At 47.3% G+C, this 19,155-nt stretch carries 14 protein-coding genes and 3 pseudogenes; 7 read left to right on the plus strand and 10 right to left on the minus strand.

Going from position 1 to position 19,155, the window contains the following annotated elements:
• Nucleotides 1-114 precede the first annotated feature (114 nt).
• A complete protein-coding gene (gene ftsH, locus QBE55_00805; protein ID WZL78747.1) occupies nucleotides 115-2,184 on the plus strand; it encodes an ATP-dependent zinc metalloprotease FtsH in 2,070 nt (689 codons plus the stop codon).
• Between the two features lie 149 nt (nucleotides 2,185-2,333).
• Nucleotides 2,334-2,852: pseudogene (locus tag QBE55_00810) on the plus strand (enolase C-terminal domain-like protein).
• A gap of 129 nt (nucleotides 2,853-2,981) precedes the next feature.
• On the opposite strand, the gene QBE55_00815 reads toward QBE55_00810, so the two are convergent.
• The 3 genes from QBE55_00815 to QBE55_00825 all read right to left on the minus strand — a co-directional run bounded on the left by QBE55_00815 (nucleotide 2,982) and on the right by QBE55_00825 (nucleotide 5,570).
• Nucleotides 2,982-4,334, minus strand: a complete 1,353-nt coding sequence (locus QBE55_00815; GenBank protein WZL78748.1) for a sugar ABC transporter substrate-binding protein — start codon at nucleotides 4,332-4,334, stop codon at nucleotides 2,982-2,984.
• 82 nt (nucleotides 4,335-4,416) lie between these two features.
• Nucleotides 4,417-5,271 (minus strand): carbohydrate ABC transporter permease, encoded by an 855-nt coding sequence (locus tag QBE55_00820; GenBank protein ID WZL78749.1) that lies wholly within the window; start codon nucleotides 5,269-5,271, stop codon nucleotides 4,417-4,419.
• Between the two features lie 2 nt (nucleotides 5,272-5,273).
• A complete protein-coding gene (locus tag QBE55_00825; GenBank protein ID WZL79826.1) occupies nucleotides 5,274-5,570 on the minus strand; it encodes a sugar ABC transporter permease in 297 nt (98 codons plus the stop codon).
• Between QBE55_00825 and QBE55_00830 the strand changes: the two genes are divergently transcribed.
• Together QBE55_00830 and QBE55_00835 are read left to right on the plus strand one after the other, a co-directional pair.
• Nucleotides 5,535-5,969: a hypothetical protein gene (locus QBE55_00830; GenBank protein WZL78750.1), complete on the plus strand. Its 435-nt coding sequence runs from the start codon at nucleotides 5,535-5,537 to the stop codon at nucleotides 5,967-5,969. The two genes, QBE55_00825 and QBE55_00830, sit on opposite strands and share 36 nt — an antisense overlap.
• On the plus strand, nucleotides 5,966-7,402 hold the full coding sequence (locus QBE55_00835) for a helix-turn-helix domain-containing protein (GenBank protein ID WZL78751.1): 1,437 nt from the start codon (nucleotides 5,966-5,968) through the stop codon (nucleotides 7,400-7,402). Before QBE55_00830 ends, QBE55_00835 begins: the two co-directional genes overlap by 4 nt.
• A gap of 231 nt (nucleotides 7,403-7,633) precedes the next feature.
• Here the strand turns inward: QBE55_00835 and QBE55_00840 are convergent, their stop codons facing one another.
• A complete protein-coding gene (locus tag QBE55_00840; protein WZL78752.1) occupies nucleotides 7,634-8,089 on the minus strand; it encodes a hypothetical protein in 456 nt (151 codons plus the stop codon).
• 426 nt (nucleotides 8,090-8,515) lie between these two features.
• On the opposite strand from QBE55_00840, the gene QBE55_00845 reads away from it, so the two are divergent.
• Entirely contained in the window at nucleotides 8,516-9,280 is a 765-nt protein-coding gene (locus QBE55_00845; protein ID WZL78753.1) for a glucosamine-6-phosphate deaminase, read from the plus strand.
• A 17-nt stretch (nucleotides 9,281-9,297) separates the two neighbouring features.
• Nucleotides 9,298-10,059, plus strand: a complete 762-nt coding sequence (locus tag QBE55_00850; protein ID WZL78754.1) for an SIS domain-containing protein — start codon at nucleotides 9,298-9,300, stop codon at nucleotides 10,057-10,059.
• Between the two features lie 237 nt (nucleotides 10,060-10,296).
• Here QBE55_00850 and QBE55_00855 read toward each other — a convergent pair whose 3' ends face one another.
• The 6 genes and pseudogenes from QBE55_00855 to arcA all read right to left on the minus strand — a co-directional run bounded on the left by QBE55_00855 (nucleotide 10,297) and on the right by arcA (nucleotide 16,002).
• On the minus strand, nucleotides 10,297-12,006 hold the full coding sequence (locus QBE55_00855) for an extracellular solute-binding protein (GenBank protein WZL78755.1): 1,710 nt from the start codon (nucleotides 12,004-12,006) through the stop codon (nucleotides 10,297-10,299).
• 167 nt (nucleotides 12,007-12,173) lie between these two features.
• Nucleotides 12,174-12,824: a TlpA disulfide reductase family protein gene (locus QBE55_00860; GenBank protein ID WZL78756.1), complete on the minus strand. Its 651-nt coding sequence runs from the start codon at nucleotides 12,822-12,824 to the stop codon at nucleotides 12,174-12,176.
• An 11-nt stretch (nucleotides 12,825-12,835) separates the two neighbouring features.
• Nucleotides 12,836-13,387 (minus strand): annotated as a pseudogene (locus QBE55_00865) (cytochrome c biogenesis protein CcdA).
• Nucleotides 13,388-13,420: 33 nt separating this feature from the next.
• Nucleotides 13,421-14,434, minus strand: coding sequence for a transposase (locus QBE55_00870; GenBank protein WZL78757.1), 1,014 nt, complete (start codon nucleotides 14,432-14,434; stop codon nucleotides 13,421-13,423).
• 79 nt (nucleotides 14,435-14,513) lie between these two features.
• A pseudogene (locus QBE55_00875) lies at nucleotides 14,514-14,630 on the minus strand (cytochrome c biogenesis protein CcdA).
• A gap of 145 nt (nucleotides 14,631-14,775) precedes the next feature.
• On the minus strand, nucleotides 14,776-16,002 hold the full coding sequence (arcA, locus tag QBE55_00880) for an arginine deiminase (GenBank protein WZL78758.1): 1,227 nt from the start codon (nucleotides 16,000-16,002) through the stop codon (nucleotides 14,776-14,778).
• Nucleotides 16,003-16,445: 443 nt separating this feature from the next.
• On the opposite strand from arcA, the gene QBE55_00885 reads away from it, so the two are divergent.
• Nucleotides 16,446-19,151, plus strand: coding sequence for an SUMF1/EgtB/PvdO family nonheme iron enzyme (locus QBE55_00885; protein WZL78759.1), 2,706 nt, complete (start codon nucleotides 16,446-16,448; stop codon nucleotides 19,149-19,151).
• Nucleotides 19,152-19,155: the final 4 nt, after the last annotated feature.

Consider the following 19,155-nt stretch of genomic DNA (forward strand, 5'->3'; position numbering starts at 1 on the left):
TTAAAATCCATCAATTCTATGGTATAATAGTACCAGTACCTTACAGATCCGGTAAAAACGGATCCAGAAAGGAATGAAAGGCAAGGCATTATCCTTCTGAGAAAGGAGCAAAAAATGAAATTCTCAAGGAAACAAGAGAATGGAAAACAGGATCACCCGAATCAGATGAAATCAACTGGTCCGGACAATGGCAAAAACAACACCGGGTATTCCGGCAAAGGCCCCGGATCCAGGGCACCGCAGGGTCCCAATCTGTTCAATATCCTGCTGATCGCGTTTCTGATTGCCTCCCTGATCAATATTTTTTCTGCAAACAGAGGACAGAAAGCGAAGTACGAAATCGCATACAGCCAGTTCATACAGCTGGTGGAAAGCGGCAATATCAGCCGGGCCCAGCTGAGTGAAGAGGAAATACAAATAACCGTTGCAAAAGATGCGGATCTTTCCGAAGTGGAGAAAATCCTGTATCCGGAAGGACGGAAAAAAGGCAAGGCACCTTCTGCCGGAGATGAATATGTCACCGTGACCGTTCAGGATCCCGATCTGGTAAAACGCCTGAACGCCAACCATGTTGCCTTTTATAAAACCGACACCTCCTCCGGTCCTTCCCTGCTTCAGTACTTTATTACCGTATGGATCCTTCCCACCCTGGTCCTGTACCTGATTTACTTCTTCGTGGTACGGAGATTCATGAAACGGGCCGGAGACCGGGGCCCGGGAGTAGGCGGGGGTATTTTCGGCGCAGGCAAAAGCAAAGCCAGGGAATATCATATGGAAAAGGACAGCGGCGTCCGATTCAGTGATGTGGCAGGTCAGGATGAAGCCAAGGAGAGTCTCCTGGAAATGGTGGATATTCTGCATAACCCAGGACGATATCAGGAAATCGGTGCGAAGCAGCCAAAAGGTGCGCTGCTGGTCGGCCCTCCCGGCACGGGGAAAACCCTGCTGGCAAAAGCCGTGGCCGGAGAAGCCGGAGTGCCGTTTTTCTTCATCTCCGGAAGTGAGTTTGTGGAGATGTTTGTTGGCGTGGGTGCTTCCCGTGTGCGGGATTTGTTTGAAGAGGCCAAGAAAAAAGCACCCTGCATTATCTTTATCGATGAAATTGACGCCATCGGAAAGAGTCGGGATAACCAGCTTGGCTCCAATGATGAACGGGAGCAGACGCTGAATCAGCTTCTGGCGGAAATGGACGGATTCGGAAGCGGTTTGGGCATTGTCGTCCTGGCTGCCACCAACCGGCCGGAGGTACTGGATCCGGCACTGCTGCGGCCTGGTCGGTTTGACCGGCGCATTATCGTAGAGAGACCGGACCTGAAAGGACGTGAAGCCATCCTGAAGGTTCATGCCGCCAAAGTAAGGATGGATCCCGATGTCAGTCTGCACGATATTGCTCTGGCAACGTCCGGCGCCACCGGCGCAGATCTGGCCAACATGATCAACGAAGGAGCACTGGTGGCAGTTCGGGATAAGCGGTCCGCCGTGACGCAGGCAGATCTGATGGAAGCAGTGGAAGTTGTCATTGCCGGCAAGGAGAAAAAAGACCGGGTCATGAATCCGAAAGAGCGTCAGATGGTTGCCTATCATGAAGTCGGGCATGCACTGGTCAGCGCTCTGCAAAAAAATGGCATGCCGGTCCAGAAAATCACCATCGTGCCACGGACCATGGGCAGCCTGGGATACACCATGAATGTACCCGAGGAGGAACGTTATCTGATGACGCGCTCGGAGTTACTGGCACAGATTACCGCCCTGCTGGGAGGACGTGCAGCGGAATCCATTCAGTTCGGCGAGGTTACCACCGGTGCTTCCAACGACATCGAGCGGGCCACCAAACTGGCACGGAACATGGTGACCCAATATGGCATGAGCGATACATTCGGTCCCATGGAACTGGAGCAGACCCAGAATCAATATCTCAATGGGCGCAATATCTCCAATTGTTCCGAACAGACCGGCGCTGCCATCGATGACGAGGTGCGCAGAATCCTGGCGGAATGTCAGCAAAAGGCCACGAAACTGCTGGAGGAAAGCAGAAAGCCTCTCAGCAGAATATCAGAATACCTGCTGGAAAAAGAAAATATTACCGGCGAGGAATTCATGAAACTCCTCCGGGAAGAACAGAAAAAGGCCGGGCAGGATGGAGAAAAAACCGAACAGGAAGAGGAAACAAAGCCTGCCGGGTAATGCATGCACCATTTAAGAAGCGTCCGGGCTTCACAATGAAATGGAGTCCGGACGCTTCTTATATAAGTTCTATATCTTTTATTTTTATACTTTGGCATAAAAACAGTTTATATTGTATTACTTACCTGCCCCAGCAGCGGGTTAACATAATAATGTGCGAGTTTAAAAACGCAACTCCTATCCCTGTTGCGACGAATATGATCGCGACCGACTGGAGACAGTTTTATCATGCAGCGGCACTCAAGTCCGTTGATATTGTGCTGGCAGATCCTCATTTCTGGGGTATGAACGGCACCGTAAAAATGGCTCAGATCCTGAATGACTGGGGTCTGACATGGGGATCTCATTCAAACAATCATTTTGATATCACACTGACAGTTTATGCCCATGTAGCTGCAGCAGCACCTGGGAATCCCACTCCAATAGATACCCATTGGATTTGGCAGGACGGGCAGAACCTCTGTGAAAACACACCCAAAATAGAAGATGGATATCTTGAAGTTCCGGAAACACCCGGGCTTGGAATTCAGCCAAATATGGAAAGAATCATGGCGGCAAACGCTCTTTACAACAAAATGAATGATCACGACAGGAATGATGCTCTCGCCATGCAATATTTGATTCCTGATTGGAAATTTGATTCCAAAAAGCCGGCATTGGTTAGGTAAATACGATGGACATATGTATATTGAGATATCATACTATCCCGAAAGACAAAGGAATACTACGGAAAACACAGAAACGCTTCAGTATATACTGGAGCGTTTCTGTGTTTTTATTCTTCAAAAGGCAGACAGTTATTTGGTAAATTCCTTTTCCATACGGGCCTGACAATTCTGCAGCACCTGCTCTGCACTGGCAGAGCCATCCACTGCCAACGGGTCCATTTCCTCTGACCAGATCGTATTCAACTGCTGAAAGTGTGAGGAGGTTTCGTCTTCAGCCATCTTTGGATCAATGGTGCCGACGATATCCAGGAAGGTATCCATTTCCTCCTGGAATTCAGAATATTTCAGGCCATCATCAATAACATCCTGACGGACAGGAATAAAGTTGCCTGCTTCGCAGAATTCGCGGACATTATCCTTCGATGTCATATAGTCGATAAAGTTGCCGCAGGCTTCGGGACATTCCGTCCCTTTATAGGCAAACAATGCATTGCCACCCATATCCGAACCGGTCTTTCCGTTTTTCTGCGGCATATATGTCACACCCCAGTTTCCGGCCATGTTTTCCTCCATATAGGAACAATGCCAGCTGCCGGAAAAAACAAATGCGATCTTTTCCGCTACAAACAACATATTTGCCTGTTGTTCCTGCGTAAAACCGCCCTTTACCACCAGATCTTCCTTTCGCCACTTTTCAAAGAGCTTGACGGCTTCCAGATTTTTAGGGGAATCCATGGTAACGGTTTCCTGATCATCGCTCAGCACACTGCCGCCATTCATATACAGGAAAGGCAGATAGCGATAGCCGGATCGGTTTTCCCAGATACCGGTGAATGCATAATCCAGTTTATGATCCTTTTTGAGCTTTTCAGCGATTTCCGTCAGTTCCTTCCACGTCCAGCCGTCCATGGCATCTTTTGGTATGCGGATGCCGGACTCTTTAAACATCCGTTTGTTGTAAAAAACACCGATGGTATCCGTATGGTGCGGCATGCCAACCAGCTTTCCGTTATAGGTAAGAGCAGAACGATAGGCAGGGACAAGCGCGTCCACATTTTCCCGGGAGACCTTGTCCGTCAGGTCCAGCATCACATCGCCTTCCTTGAATTTGCCCAGGCGCTGATAAGTATACCGTATCACATCCGGCCAGTCATTTGCCGCGATTCGGGTATCCAGTTGATCCAGATATGTATTATCCGGATAGATCTGCGGCTTCAGCCTAATTTCCGGATGATCCTCTGCAAACTTCCCGATCATAAGGTCAAATCCAGCCTTATCTGAAGGAGAAGACTCCCAATAAGTAAATTCAACCGTCGCATCTTTACCTTTTTTTTCTTTGCCATTGCCCTTCCTTTCCTTTCCGGACGGAGCTGCGGAATTAGCTGCCGGCTTTGAGGAAGTGGAATCTCCAGAGCAGGAAACAGGGAGTGCAACAAGAAGTATAATCAACAGTGCAGTTAAAATACGAATGAATTTTTTCACAGAAATTCCTCCAATCAAAGTTTTCATTACACGTGAGCAAGACAATCTTCAACGGAATCAAAAAATTCATACAGGATATACGTCAGCCTTTGATACCAGTGGTCGCAATACCCTGAACAAACTGTTTCTGAAAAATGAAGAAAATTATAATCACCGGCAGTATAGACAGCAAGGAAGCACTCATCAATTGGTTCCAGTTGACATAGTTCGAACCATTGAGCATGGACAGTCCGAGCTGTACCGTGTACATACCGCTGTCTGAGAGGATGATCAACGGCCATTGAAAATCATTCCACCGCCACATAAAAGTAAAGATAATCAAAACACTGAGCAGGCTTCCGGAATTAGGAAGTATAATGCTACGAAAAATATGGAACTCACTCGCACCGTCTATACGTGCTGATTCAATCAGGGCATCCGGAAGTGTGGAAAGGAACTGACGGGAGAGGAACAGTCCGAACGCTTCCGCACAGGGTGGCAGAATTAAACCCTGATAGGTATTGATCATCCCAAGTTTTGAAATAATAATGAAATTCGGGATCATAATGACCTGAAGCGGGATCATCAACGTACTCAATACAATGAGAAAGAGAAATTCCTTTCCTTTGAATTGGTATTTCGCAAATGCATAGCCCGCCAATAGATTGATGCAGACGGTAATCACCGTAGCAATCAGCGTCACAATGGCACTGTTTTTGAAATAGGTACCAAAGTCCCTGAGCTCCAGGACTTCCCTGAAATTTTCCCAATGAAACTCCGATGGCCATAATTTTGGTGGAAATGCAAAGATTTCATTGACCGGTTTCACAGCAGTCACCAACATCCAGTAAAATGGAAACAGCATGAAAATTGTGATAATGGTCATGACAACATAAATGATCCCCTTCATCCGATGGTTTTTCCCCTTTTCAGACATGCCAAAAACTGCAGATTTCATTTTTATATCACCTCCTTTTCCCTCTTTATCCGAATCATCGTAAATACCAGAAGAATCAGAAACAAAACCACTCCTGCAGCAGATGCCTGACCAAATTGGTTCATCTTGAACGCCATATCATAGACATAGACCACCAGGGTTTTGGTCGCATTGAGCGGACCACCTTTGGTCATGACATAGATAAGATCAAAGGAACGGAAGCTATTGATTACACAGGTAATCAGAACAAACATGTGTGTGGGGGAAAGCAGGGGCATGGTGATATGACGGAAACGCTGCCAGCCACTTGCCCCGTCAATTTTAGCTGCTTCGTAATACTCAGGCGAAATACCCTGCAGGATCCGATCGTTATTCCACGGCTGCTGTTACAGCCACTGGTGGAAAACTCCATTATCCATGGTATGGAGCCCTCGGACAGGGAATTCATGCTGGAAGTAAGCGTTGATCGCATAGGCCATCCAATATTCGGTATGCTAACGGTTTTTACGATAGCGGATAATGGCGTCGGATTTGATGCAAAGCATTTGCCGGACACAAAACGTATCGGCATCAAAAACGTGGCGGACCGTCTTGAATTGTTTCAGGATTTCAGCTTTTTTCAAATAAAAAGCGTACCCGGTTCCGGTACCTGGGTTCACATTATTTTACCGGAACAATCATCCCGGCCGGATCAATCATCGGGAGGAATGAATTCATGAAAATTCTTCTTTGCGACGATGAACTTATGGTACGCCTGGGGCTGATCAGCATGCTGGATGAACTCTATCCGGGACAGCATATATATCGCGAAGCAAAAAACGGTTATGAAATGCTTCATACCGCTGCGGAATTTTTGCCCGATGTTGCCTTTGTTGATATCCGAATGCCGCACATGGATGGACTGACTGCTTTAAAAGAGTGCAAAAAAGTCTCCCCCTACACACAATATCTGATTCTGACCGGTTACCCGAATTTCGAATATGCACGTCAGAGTACACGCATCGGGGCACTGGACTATCTGTTGAAACCTGTCAGCCTTGATGATCTGCAAAAGGAAATGGAAACTATTTCCAATAGATTGCAGAATCAGCGATGGAAAAACAATCGTATCTTTTCCAATTATATCATTGCATCGTATCACAAAGAGCAGAGGAACGGGAAGAACGAAGAACAGAACATGATTCCGGGGATTCAAAAGCTGTTTATTACATTGATCATTCCGGAGCATGCCTCCGATAAAGAGCGCCGAAGGCAATACGAAGAACTTTATGACACACTTCTTGCCAACTTCCAGGGAAACAATACAGGCCTTTACTATGCATTGTTTCCCGTTTCAAAAGATCAGCTTTGCCTCGTCTCCACGGCGGAGCCACCCGATTTGTATACTTTGATACCAAAAAAACACGAATGTGTGACCTGCATCCACGCACGGAATATTGCGATCCGTAACTTTCCTGCTTACTGTCACAGATTGGATCTGGCAGTAAAAACCCGCATGTTTTGTGGCTGTGGTCAATTCATTCACTGGAATACAACTCTGGAAGGAAAGATGAATCAACTTGTGCCGTTCGCTATCGATGTCCAGAATTTGTGTGATGCCTTTTCCCACTGCAAGGAACTGAATTATCGTGAAGTTCTTCAACACATGGATACAGAATCGTATTCCGGGCTCTACCCTCTTATCGGGCAGGACAGCCTCAACCGATATCTCAATCTATATCTGGGCTGCAACATTCACACGGATCGTTTCTCCGACCTATACTCTGGCCTGCAGGCCTGTGCAGATCAAATGTATCAAAGCGGAAAGCAAAATATCCAGCAAAACGAAATTGAATGGATCAAGTCCTATATTCAGAAGAATTACATGAAAGATATTAATATCGGATCCATCGCCCGCATTTTAGGCATCTCCTCTAATTATCTCAGCCGCCTCTTCCATGAACGGGTCGGCTGCAAGTTCATGGACTATCTCATACAGATCCGGGTGACAAACGCCAAACGACTATTTTGTCAGGACCCCGGCATCACTGTGAGTAAGGTGGCGAATCTGGTAGGATATCTCAGCGTAAGACATTTCTCAAAAATATTTGCCCGGCAGGTTGGCTGCACGCCCTCGGAATACCAGGTGCGAATTGCAAAAGACAGCCCGTAACAGGTATATGGGAACTGAGGCAATGAAGAACAAAAGGGAAAAGTTATAATAACTCTGCTGCTATCCAAAACACACGAACGGAACATCCGAAATGACAGTCTGAAAATGGATCAGGGGAAGCAGAATGTCTATCCTGAAAGACAAAGGGATCCACGGAAAACGCAGAAACGCTCCAGTATACACTGAAGCGTTTCTGCTGTTTTTTATCTTTTGGGGGTTGCAAAAGATAATCTATAAATTCAGGGATACGAGAACCGCGACAATGGAGAACACCAGGGAAAAAATTATAAGAATCCTGCTGCATGTGTTCACCTTTTTGCCGTATGGGCATTTCTCCTCCCGATCCCGCAATTCGGCCAGGACAGAAGAAAGATAGGGAAAATTGACACAATCCTTCTCCTTATCGGCCTGCAGTGCAAAGAAATGAACCCTGCTGCCGTCCGAATCGGTATAGCCATATTTGTCTTCCATATGGTAATACAGGATTCCAAAAATCACTTCTCTGTCCACGCTCAGCTCATTTGCAATACGCTGAATATCAATAGGCACATAAATCCTTGTGTGTTGTACCGGATTTTCCTTTGTATACTTCATAAAATCATCATAATAAAAACGATAAATTGTCTCCAATATTTCCTTGTCGGTAGGAATGTTAATTTTCTCTGCTTTCCCGTTTCGTTTCTTCATGTTCTTCCCTTTCCTAACTTAGTGGTTTCCATCAAAGATATCATTGCCCATATTATATCTATCGGTTATCCATTCAGTAAGTTTAGTGTGCCGGTCAACTTTTCTCTGCTTTCATCAAAAGCTTCATCATTATTTCGGTACGACACTCATTATAACGCCTATATATAACCTTTCCTGTTTCACTAAAACAACTGTCTGCTTACGGACAACTTTTCCGGTCTGCTGCATCCATTTCTGCGCATGGCACGCATTGCATCTTGACAGGCAATAAGCCCTCTGATAATCTATGAATTGTAATTTGTCTTTCATTAGGTTTCCTTAACTCTAAATAGTGAGGTGGCCACACAAAAACTCAAAAGTACGGTTTCGGCCCAATCATCAAAAATCCAATCCATTACAATATCCAAAAAGGAGAAGTGCTATAATATGCAGGAAACTACATACGGAAAAATGAAAGTAAAGATCTTTGAAACACGGGAGAAAATGGGAGAAGCTGCAGCTCACGAAGCAGCAAAGCAAATCCGCACGCTGCTGCAGCAAAAAAGCGAGATCCATTGTGTGTTTGCAGCTGCCCCGTCCCAGAATGAGTTCCTTGCCGCTCTGACCCGGGAAGACCTCCCATGGAAAAAAATTCACGCGTATCACATGGATGAATATGTGGGACTTGAAGTGGGGCACCCCCAATCCTTCAATGAATTCCTGAGCAAAGCAATCTTCCGCCGCGTTCCGTTTGCATCGGTTCATTTGATTGACGGTCATGCTGATCCCAGTCAGGAATGTGAGCATTACACTGCCCTGCTGAAGGCCGCACCACCGGATATTATTTTCATGGGCATCGGGGAAAATGGCCATATTGCCTTTAACGACCCCAGTGTCGCCGACTTTCATGACCCCAGGATCATAAAAGTGGTAACGTTGGACGAAACCTGCCGGCTACAGCAGGTACATGATAAATGCTTCCCCTCGCTGGAAGATGTGCCAAAGCAGGCCTTCACCCTGACCATACCCACCCTGGTCCATGCTCCTTACCAGTTCTGTATTGTTCCCGGAAAGCTGAAAGCCAGGGCAGTGGCAGCAGCATTGACCGGAGAAATCAGTGAAAGCTGCCCTGCAAGTATTCTGAGACAGCAAAAAGGCTGCCGGATGTATCTTGACAAAGACAGCGCATCCGAATTGAACCAGTGCCATTAAAGGAGGCTTTTATCATTATGCAGGAAGGCAAAGTTATGGATCAATACCTGACGGAGGTATTCGGTATCATCCAGAAAATTCACGATGAAGAAAAGGATCACATTCTCGCTGCGGCTCACGTTATGGCGGAGCAGATCAAGAAAGACAGACTGATCTATATTTTCGGGCCGGGCGGGCATTCCAACCTGGCTGCCATGGAAATTTTCTTTCGTGCCGGCGGCTTAATGCACGTCAGCGCGATGCTGAATCAGGAAACCATGCTCAGTGCAGGGGCGCTGAAATCCATGCAGACCGAACGGCTGCCCGGTTATGGACGTATCGTAGTAAACGATTACCGTATCGGCGAAGGGGATCTGCTGATCGTTGTCAACGCATACGGCATCAACTCCGCCACCATCGATGCCGCCCTGCAGGCAAAGGAAAACGGGGCAGCGGTAATCGGCGTCAGTTCCCATGAACACGCCAACAACTGTCCGAAAGATCATGTGGCAAGGCATCCGTCCAAAAGGAATCTCCACGAAATCGTGGACTACACCGTGGACTGCAAGGTAAAGGTGGGAGACGCTGTTATCGAACTGCCTGGCTTTGAACAGAAGATCGGCGCACTGAGCACTTTTGCCAATGCCTATGTGCTCAACAGCATGGTGATCGAAACCATCAATATCCTGAACAACGAAGGAATCAAGCCTCCTGTCTGGATGAGCGGCAACGCACCCGGCGGGGATGAGTGGAACAACCGCTTTATGGAACGCTTCCGGGACAGGATCAAGTGCCTTTGATATTTCAGTGGCTGAACCGTGTTGGCTTCCTGGATACACAGACTTTGAAAGCATAAAGACAGATCTGTTTCCGTAAGACAACAACCATGGGATATACCGCAATGACACCATAAACGGCCGGACCGGCAAGGATGTCATTGCGGTTATTACTGTTTGATAAATTACTTCTGACAAGACGCTGTCTTCCGGCATGTCCTGCTGCTGCCTTCCCTTTATATGGTAACGGGACCGGATCGGCTATTGGGCATACCGGCCTTTTGTCAGCTGCGTTCCGATTTTTTTCACATTGGCCTGGTAGACAGTATCTGCTGTTTCCTCCACGGCTGCAATTCCGTTATCCTCGGCAAACTTCAGGATATCATCAAACATGGCCTCCGCTTTTTCTTCGGAGTCCGCCATCATCGCTTTTGGCAGCTGTTCGTCGATATAATCCTCCACCAGGGTCTTATTGATCCCTTCCGGGTCCGTAGGCTTGATGCCATCGGTCACTCCGACAAATTCATCCGTGCTCCATTTGGTTGGCGTCTGCAGGTTGGCCTGGTTGCTGACAACCCAGCTTTGCCTGTCCGGAGGCATCTTCTCATTCATGGCAAATTTCAGCTTGTCAATGGTATCGGCAAACCCCGGCTCCATCCAGAACCATAAACCCAATGCATTGACTTCATCCGGCGTCAGCTCATTCTCCGCTTTTTTCAGAATGGGCAGGCCGTCTTCGTCCAGTTCGTCCCACAAATGTCCCTGGGGACCATACATTAACAACTGCGCTGCTTCCGGTGTATAAAAGAACGATCGGAAGTCAAATATCCTCTGAGGCTTTTCCGCTTTTGTGGTAATGACGATACCGCTTGAGCCAATCGTATTGCTCCATTCCCCGTAAAGGTCGTCAGGCGATAATCCCTTTGCCGGCGGGAACAGATTGGGCACGACCATTTCATAGGAGTCTCCCGGATGATTTTCCATATAGATTTTTCGGAATTTGTTCTCATCATCCATGGATTGATCATAGAAGGACAGTCCGTTTCGTCCGGCTGCCATTTTTTCCAGAACCTGATCGCTGCTGTCGGTAAACTGGGTTTCGGAAATCAGGCCCTCTCTCCACCATTTGTTGACTTCCATAACAACTTCCCGTAATAGGGGATCCCGAAAAACCAATTGATATTTGCCGTCCAGCACGGTATACCATCCGGTTCGCACGCCGCCAAAGGACCGGTAAAAGGCATTGAGCAATACTCCGCCGTTTCCGCCTGCCGAGAACTGTACCGGGGTCACGCTCAGACCGTCCTCCGTCTCCGGTACTTCGTCCCGCACCCTGCAGGCATAATGATACAGATCATCAAAGGTTTCCAGTTTGGGACTGCCCAGCTTTTTATAGATGCTGTCCACATACATCCACGCCATGTTTCCTCCGGTGTGATAGGAATCGACCCATTGCGGAATAATATAGAGCTTGCCGTCCACCTTCAGCATTTCGCGGGTGGATTCCAGTAGATTCTGCTCCATCGCCGGATTCTTTCCCATATAGGGCTCCAAAGGCTGCAGCAAGCCCAGCTCAATCATCCTCAGATAGTCCGGATTCCGATCCATGAAAATGGAATCCGGCAAATCCCCGGAAGCAATCATGGTATTCAATTTTGCCTGTGCATCCGTATCCGGTTTGGAGAATTCAATATCGATCTGAAACTTATCCTTCAGATATTTGGATACTTCATCCTTGCCCCATTCCTTCAGGTTCCAGCCCTCATAATTGTAATATTGAGTAAAAGTATAAGGCGTAAGATCCTCTTCCCCTGCTTTGTCCTTTGTTTTCGAATCCGTGGAGTCGAAAGCTTTCGTTTTGTCAGTGCTTTTCGGGGATTTCTTATCGGACCCGCTTTCCCCGCAGGCGACCAACAGCAAAACAGCAGCCAGAACAATGGCAATCAGGCAAACCAATCGGCTCTTTTTCACTTTTTACACCTCCATATCATTGTAAGAAATCGCAGCTTTCTCTCCTTTATGTATATGTGGCAATATCCGGGATAAGTATTTGAAAAAATATGGGGGCGATATTGATGCGGCCTAAAGCATAAATTCCCATTTACGGAAAATCCTGATTTGTAACTTTCAAGGCAGAACTATCTGATCCGGCTGATGCCCTCCTGCAGCCTTTCGCTGTCCAGCATTCCGTAGGCGCCTGTCACGATAAAGCCGTCTTTATCAATAAACAAGGTGGTGGGAATGGACGAAATGCCGTATGCATACGCCGCCTCCTGTTCCACATCAAAGTATACAGGAAAGGAAAAGCCTTTCTCCTCTATATATTGCGCTCCCTTTGCTTTGGTTTCATCTCTTCCATCCACCAGATCCACCATAATAAATGTAATGTCTTCTCCCATCTGTTTATAGGCCTGCTCAAATTCGGGCATTTCCTTTTTGCATGGCGGACACCAGCTTGCCCAGAAATTCAAAACAATAGGTTTGCCAGGCAGATCGGACAGCTTTACTGAATTTCCCTCCATATCCTCCACTGTAAAATCAGGGGCTTGCTGCTGCCGGGACGTCCGAGACGGTGTCTGGGAAGGCTTCCGTGAGACTTCGGGGGGATTTTGGGAAACCCGGGATTCCTGGGAATGGGGAGATGGCTCTGATTCTCCCTTTTCCTCCACTTTATCATGCCTGCTTTGGGGAGCGACCTCCTTGCTGAGTCGGTTGTATGCAAAAACTGCAATTCCGATAAACAATGCAAATGCCAGGAAGGATACCATTGTTTTTGCTTTCTTACTCATGCCTGTACCTCCTAAACCGCCAGATTGGAAAGATAATGACCCATCGTTCCCGTTGCCATGAGAATTCCGAGAATAACAAGCAGCCCGCCGGATATCCTGTTGATGATCCTGTAATTTCTTTTAATGAAGTCAAATGTCCCTTTCATCTGATCGATTAAAAGCGCACTGAAAACAAACGGAATCCCCAACCCCATGGAAAAAGCAAGCAACATGAAAATACCCTGCGGGGTCGAGCCGCCCAGGGAAGCAGTCAGTAAGGCCGAACCCAGAAATGCCCCTGCGCATGGGGTCCAGCTGATGGAAAAAACAATCCCCAGAAGCACAAAGGACAAAAAGCCAGGGCTTTCGACATACGCGGTTTTCTGATAGGTCCTGTTCAGGAATTCTATATGGAAAACGCCCATGAAATTCAGTCCAAATATCATGACAATCAGTCCTGTCACAAGATTCAGGACCACTGCGTATTCCCGCAGCAGCTTCCCAATCGATCCCATGAAGGCGCCCATGACAAGAAAGACAATGGTGAAACCCAGGACAAAGCCGATGGAATTGGCAAGCGTTTTTCTTTAAATCCCCTAATGCATAGTGTTGCTTGATTACGTTTCAACATCAGTATTAGTAGCATAGAATTCTCTATACCTTAGCAATCTGGGATTTTGAAATCCCAAATTTATCACACGCTCTACTTTTTCCAACAATTCGGCTGGCGGGTTTGTGACAAACGCAAACAAGTTCAGATATCCTTGTATGTCCTCGCGTTTGAAGCCGCTGTGAGAATTCAGGAAGTTTTTAAGTATGGCGTGAACGCGGTTGACCGGATTCATAGGGTTCACATTGTCAGGCATCCCTTTTAAGGATTTAGAAGGATGCACTACGCTTTTCAGCGAAAGCTTCTTAATCAGGCGGCTGTGCGAGGTGTCGCCGTCATGGATTAAGAGCGACCCTTGTCTGATATGTTCCCCGAATGCCTCAAATGTCCTCTTTTGCGAAGGTTTGCCCGTGCCCTCCAGCAGAACCACACTGTTTTTCTTGTCTGTGGCAACGCCAATGCAGAGCTGGTTCACAGACAGCCCTCTCAGCTTGTCGCCGTTGTCCTTCCGCACCATGTCTTCCGCCCGGACGGAATAGAAGGTTTCGTCGAGCCAGATGTCGCCCGACAGGACGACCCCGTCCTGCACCCCTTCGAGCGTCAAGAAGAGCTTCTGAAGCCAGTATCTGGACGTTCTGAATGCGTTTTTGTTGTTCCAGGAGTCAGCGGTGATGCTTACGTGGTGGAATAAATTTAAGCAGTAGTCAGTCCATTCGCTGATTGGGATCCGGTGTTCATCGAAAATCGTGCCCGTAGTGGGCAGGAAGGTTTTGCCGCAGATGCACATATAGCGTTGCACCCCGCTGCGCGTATGGCCGCTCTTCTTAAAGCCTTCCGCCCCGCAGTATGGGCATTTAGCGGGGATGTGGGAATTAATCATCTCGGCTTCGCAACTATCGGCAACCTTCTGATGGCGGCTTTCGTAGCTGGCAATGTAGCGTCCCTGCAAAAATTTCTGTGTCGCAGTCATGTTTTCAGTCCCTTCCCATGGCGTTTTCCTGCGTGATTTCGCCCGTTCCATTCTATCCCTCCTGCATTTCCGTATGACGAAAGCATATCATACGAACAACAGAAAAGCAACACTATGCATTAGGGGATTTTTTTCTTTTATTGATCCCGCCTGCTGCGAAACAGGAAATATAGACAGGCAGCATAGGCAAAAGACAAGGCGATATAAAAGTAACGATTCCTTCCAAAAACAGCATAATATATTGCATACGCGTCCTCCTTGCCTTCAGGCACCCATTATCCTTTTTCCGGGAAGGGCTGTGGATTCTGTCAAGTTGCCCGCCCCATCTGATCAGCCGGCGCAGTACATACAGCTATTAATACACAAACCTGCAGCACCCAAACATCAGGTTGTCATATATCGTCCCGAATCAGCGGCATGCTCATGCATCTCGGACCGCCTCTGCCCCTGGCCAGTTCGGAGCCAGGCATCTCCAGCACTTCCACGCCGCAGTCCCGGAGAATCCGGTTGGTAATGTAGTTCCGGTCATATACAATGACCCTTCCGGGAGAAACGCACAGAGTGTTGGATCCGTCGTTCCACTGTTCCCGTTCCGAAACCACCCGGTCCTGACCGCCGCAACTTATCATGGTGACCGGATCCCGGCCCATATGGTCCCCCAATATTTCGGAAAGGGTGCCATCCGGCTCCTTCACAGACAGAGAATCTTTCCCGTCGCCCCGTGAGATTTCGTATACCCTCAGACTGCCCAGAATCTCAGGATGAATGGTGAACTTATCATAATCAATCTGCGTCAGTACCGTATCCAGATGCATATAGGCCCGGACATTTGGAATATCCAGTGCCAGGATGGTCTCTATCTCCGAGTCCCTGTCCGCAAAAATGTTTTGTGCCAGCTTTTCAATGGCTTCCGGAGTGGTACGCTGGGAAATGCCCACGGCCAGAGACCTGGGACTCAGATTCAGAACGTCTCCGCCTTCCATGTGAAACGGATCCTCTCTCCTGTAATAGAAAGGCACTTTGCCTGCAAAATCCGGGTGGTTTTCCAGAATCAGCTTCCCATAAATCGTTTCCCGCCTTCTGGTCCCGGAATACATTCGGTTTAAGCTGACCCCCCTGCCAATGCTGGCAAACGGATCCCTGGTAAAATAAAGATTGGGCATGGGATCCAGGACAAAACGGCCGCCGGACTTCACCAGATCTGCCAGGGGACTGTAAGTCGCATCCTTCATTTCATTCGTGCTGACTCCCGCCATGGTTTTCAGCACCAGATCCTTTTCATCTTCGATCCCATTCAGCAGATCAAACAGCTCGTTTTTGTATTCCTTTGCCAGGCTTCCGCCTTCCGCAATCACCTGCCAGATAAAATTTTCACGGACCTTCGGTCCAATCCGCAATGTTTCTGCCGCCAGGTCCTCCAGATATACCACTTCCGTCCCCTGATCCCTCAGAATGTCCGCAAAAACATCGTGCTCCTGCCGGGCCGTTTTCAGATAGGGAATATCATCAAACAATAACCGTTCCAGCTCTCCCGGCACCAGGTGCTCCAGTTCCTCACCCGGACGATGAAGCATGACTTTTCTCAATTTTCCGATTTCATTTGTTACATGCACAGGCATACTGTCCCTCCCACTGTTTTTACTGTTTCTGTTGCTCTTCCTCTATTCTATCCCAAATTGCCCGACACATGGACAATTTCCGACAAATATATTGCAATGAATTATGTTACACAGAATAGACCTCGCCGGGAATATAAAAATCCCTTTGTTTGCATGGAAGCCAGGTATGGCATGGTTCCTTCCATGGGAATTCTTATGATTTGATCAGGAAAGAAGGAATTCAGACACTGGAGCCCGAAACAGTGTTTCAGCGTGAATATCGGATCATTATCCGGAACCACTTATTATTTCCCATGTTCAGCCTACGATTGAAAGGGTTGTATAAGTGGGCATCTTAACGCGGAATCTGCTTTTTACAGCAAATGAGCAAACAGGCACAGCGGAGTATATCCTGCCTGGACATGCCGCAAAATATGAGAGATCATCCGAAAGGGGAAATCCATATGACAAATGAGAAAGTGAATGAGATAAGGGCGAGAGACAATAAAGAAATGGTACTTATCCCCGCCGGGGAATTCCTTATGGGAAGTGAATCCGGATATCACGAAGAAAAGCCTGTTCATAAGGTTTCCCTGAAAAGCTACTATATTGACAAATACCCCGTCACAAACAAAGAATATAAGGCGTATTGTGATGCTTCCGGAACAGGTTATCCGGAAAATCCCAGATGGCCGAACATGCCAAACTATTTCACGAATTATCCCGAGTACCCGGTGATCAACATATCATGGGAACAGGCAAAGGCATACGGAGAGTGGGCAGGAAAAAGACTTCCCACCGAAGAAGAATGGGAATATGCTTCCCGCGGTAGCCTGAAAGAAGCCGATTATCCATGGGGAAGGGAAGAGCCCCGGGAGAATAAAGCAAATTATGCCGATCGGAATACCGAATATGCCTGGAGGGATTTTCGCCATTCCACCGGCTATCCATACACTTCCCCTGTAGGGTCCTACGAGCCGAACGGTTATGGATTATATGATATGGCTGGTAATATATGGGAATGGACGGCAGACTGGTTCTTTGACTACACCGACAAAATAAAAGATACGGAATCCTTCCGGGACGGATGGGGAGGATACAGGGTTTGCCGCGGTGGTTGCTATCACAGCAGTATATTCGACTTACGGATATCGAGGCGAAGAAAGGTTCTGGGCGGGCAGGGCCTGATCAGCATAGGATTCCGATGCGTAAAGGATATTGAAGCCTGTCATGAACCGGTAATCGCTTCGGAAGACGTCCACGCAATTGCAATTTCTTCGGAAGAAGAGACGCAATCCCCTGATTGGACAAGGAAATTGGATACGGTACAGGTTGCTTTGAAGGATGACACAAAGCTTTGTTTAGGGGTAAAGATGCTGACAGAGAAACGTGCGCTTCACATCAGAAATTTGGGATTTACCAGTGTGGAACAATATGTAACGTGGGAAACTGTGGAAAATTGTGGAGAAAATTCCTGGGATTTCTCGGTATGGGATGCACAAGTGGAAATCATAAAAAAAGCTGGTTTGAAATGGGTCCCGTTTCTTATTGCAGGTCCAGCCTACGCACTACCGGATTGGTACCGGGAGAGCAGGCATTTTGAAGGGTTGCGATGTCTTGAGCATAATATTGAGACAAAGATTCAGAGCATATGGGATCATGAATTCTATTATTATATCGAAAGATTCCTGAAAAAGTTCGCGGACCGATACAGGGATTCCGGTGTGATCGAATCCTTGCTGCTTGGGATTACCGGAGATTTCGGAGAGGCTATTTTCCCTGATTGGCATGGCAATTGGCCAACACAGATACCGGGTTTATACCATTCCCATGCGGGCTATTGGTGTAATGACAAATTTGCTTTAGCAGATTTCCGGAAAAAAATGAATGAAAAATACCAGGAAATATCCCGGTTGAATCGGACATGGGAGACGAATTTCCCTGCCTTTTCCTCTGTTTCCTTCCCCGAAATTACCGTGGATGGGCTGGAAGGTTTTCGTGTTGACGAGCATACCGAAGCCGGCAAGTTCAAAAAAAACAGTAATTCATCCAGAAAGCGCTGGGTGGATTTTATTGACTGGTACAGGGGTTCGATGACAGACTATGCGGGAATTTGGATGAAGACTGCCAGAAAATATTTTCCTGACCATCCTATTTATTTATGTACCGGTGGGAACGCGGTATCGAATCACGGATCAAATTTTGCGGACCAATGTAAAACCGCCGCCCGCTGCCATTGCGGTATACGAATCACCAACGAAGCTTCCATATATGCCGAAAACTTCTGCCTGACCAATTGGATTTCTTCCGCCGGCAGCTTTTACCAGGTAGCCTTTGGGTTTGAGCCGGCAGGCAAGGTGACAGAGAAAGGAGTGGTCTGCCGGATATATAACGCGGCGGCCACAGGAGCAGAAGAACTGCATTTCTATGAAGAAAACCTGTTCGATCGAGAAGAAAAAGCGGATCTCTTTATAAAAAATCTGAAATACCTGCATCAACGCAGGCCCAGAAAAGATATAGGCGTCTTTTATCCGGATGTTTCTATTGTCCTCGACACAGTAACTCCAGCGGAAGTCATGATCAACTTTGGACTGCTAAGAGACTATTCGGATTTTCGGTTCATTGACGACAGAACAGTGGGAGATGGCATACTGGAAGACTTACACTATCTGATCATTGGTACGGGAGAAATGTTCCGCAGGAAAACACTGGATATCCTATGGAACTGGTTACAAAAGGGCGGACTATTGATCGGATATCAGGTTCAGGAACTCCGGGCATTGGAGGACAACAGGAATTATTGGGATAAATTCTTCAACAGAAAAGGCGGTGAGAAAAAAATCGGAGCGGGAAAATCTCTGTACCTTCCTGTTGTGATAAATTCGGATCACTTACTGGATGTCATATCACGCTCTGAACTTCCCGACAAACCGCTTGTGAAGGACATGGAATACTATCAACAGAATTTATGCGATCCCATGACGAAATTCCTGCAACAAAACGAATACCATGTTATGGATGGCGTGCTTGATTTTATTTATGCAGCGCAAATGGAGGACCATAAGCTTCTGTTGAATGTAACAGATGGCAAAGTGACCCGAAAGATAACAGATCGAAACGGAAAAGAGATAACGATCACTCTGGAACCCAATACTATTGCAGAAGTCTGAAGAT

This window comes from Eubacteriales bacterium mix99, assembly GCA_038396605.1.
Lineage (GTDB): Bacteria > Bacillota > Clostridia > Caldicoprobacterales > DTU083 > UBA4874.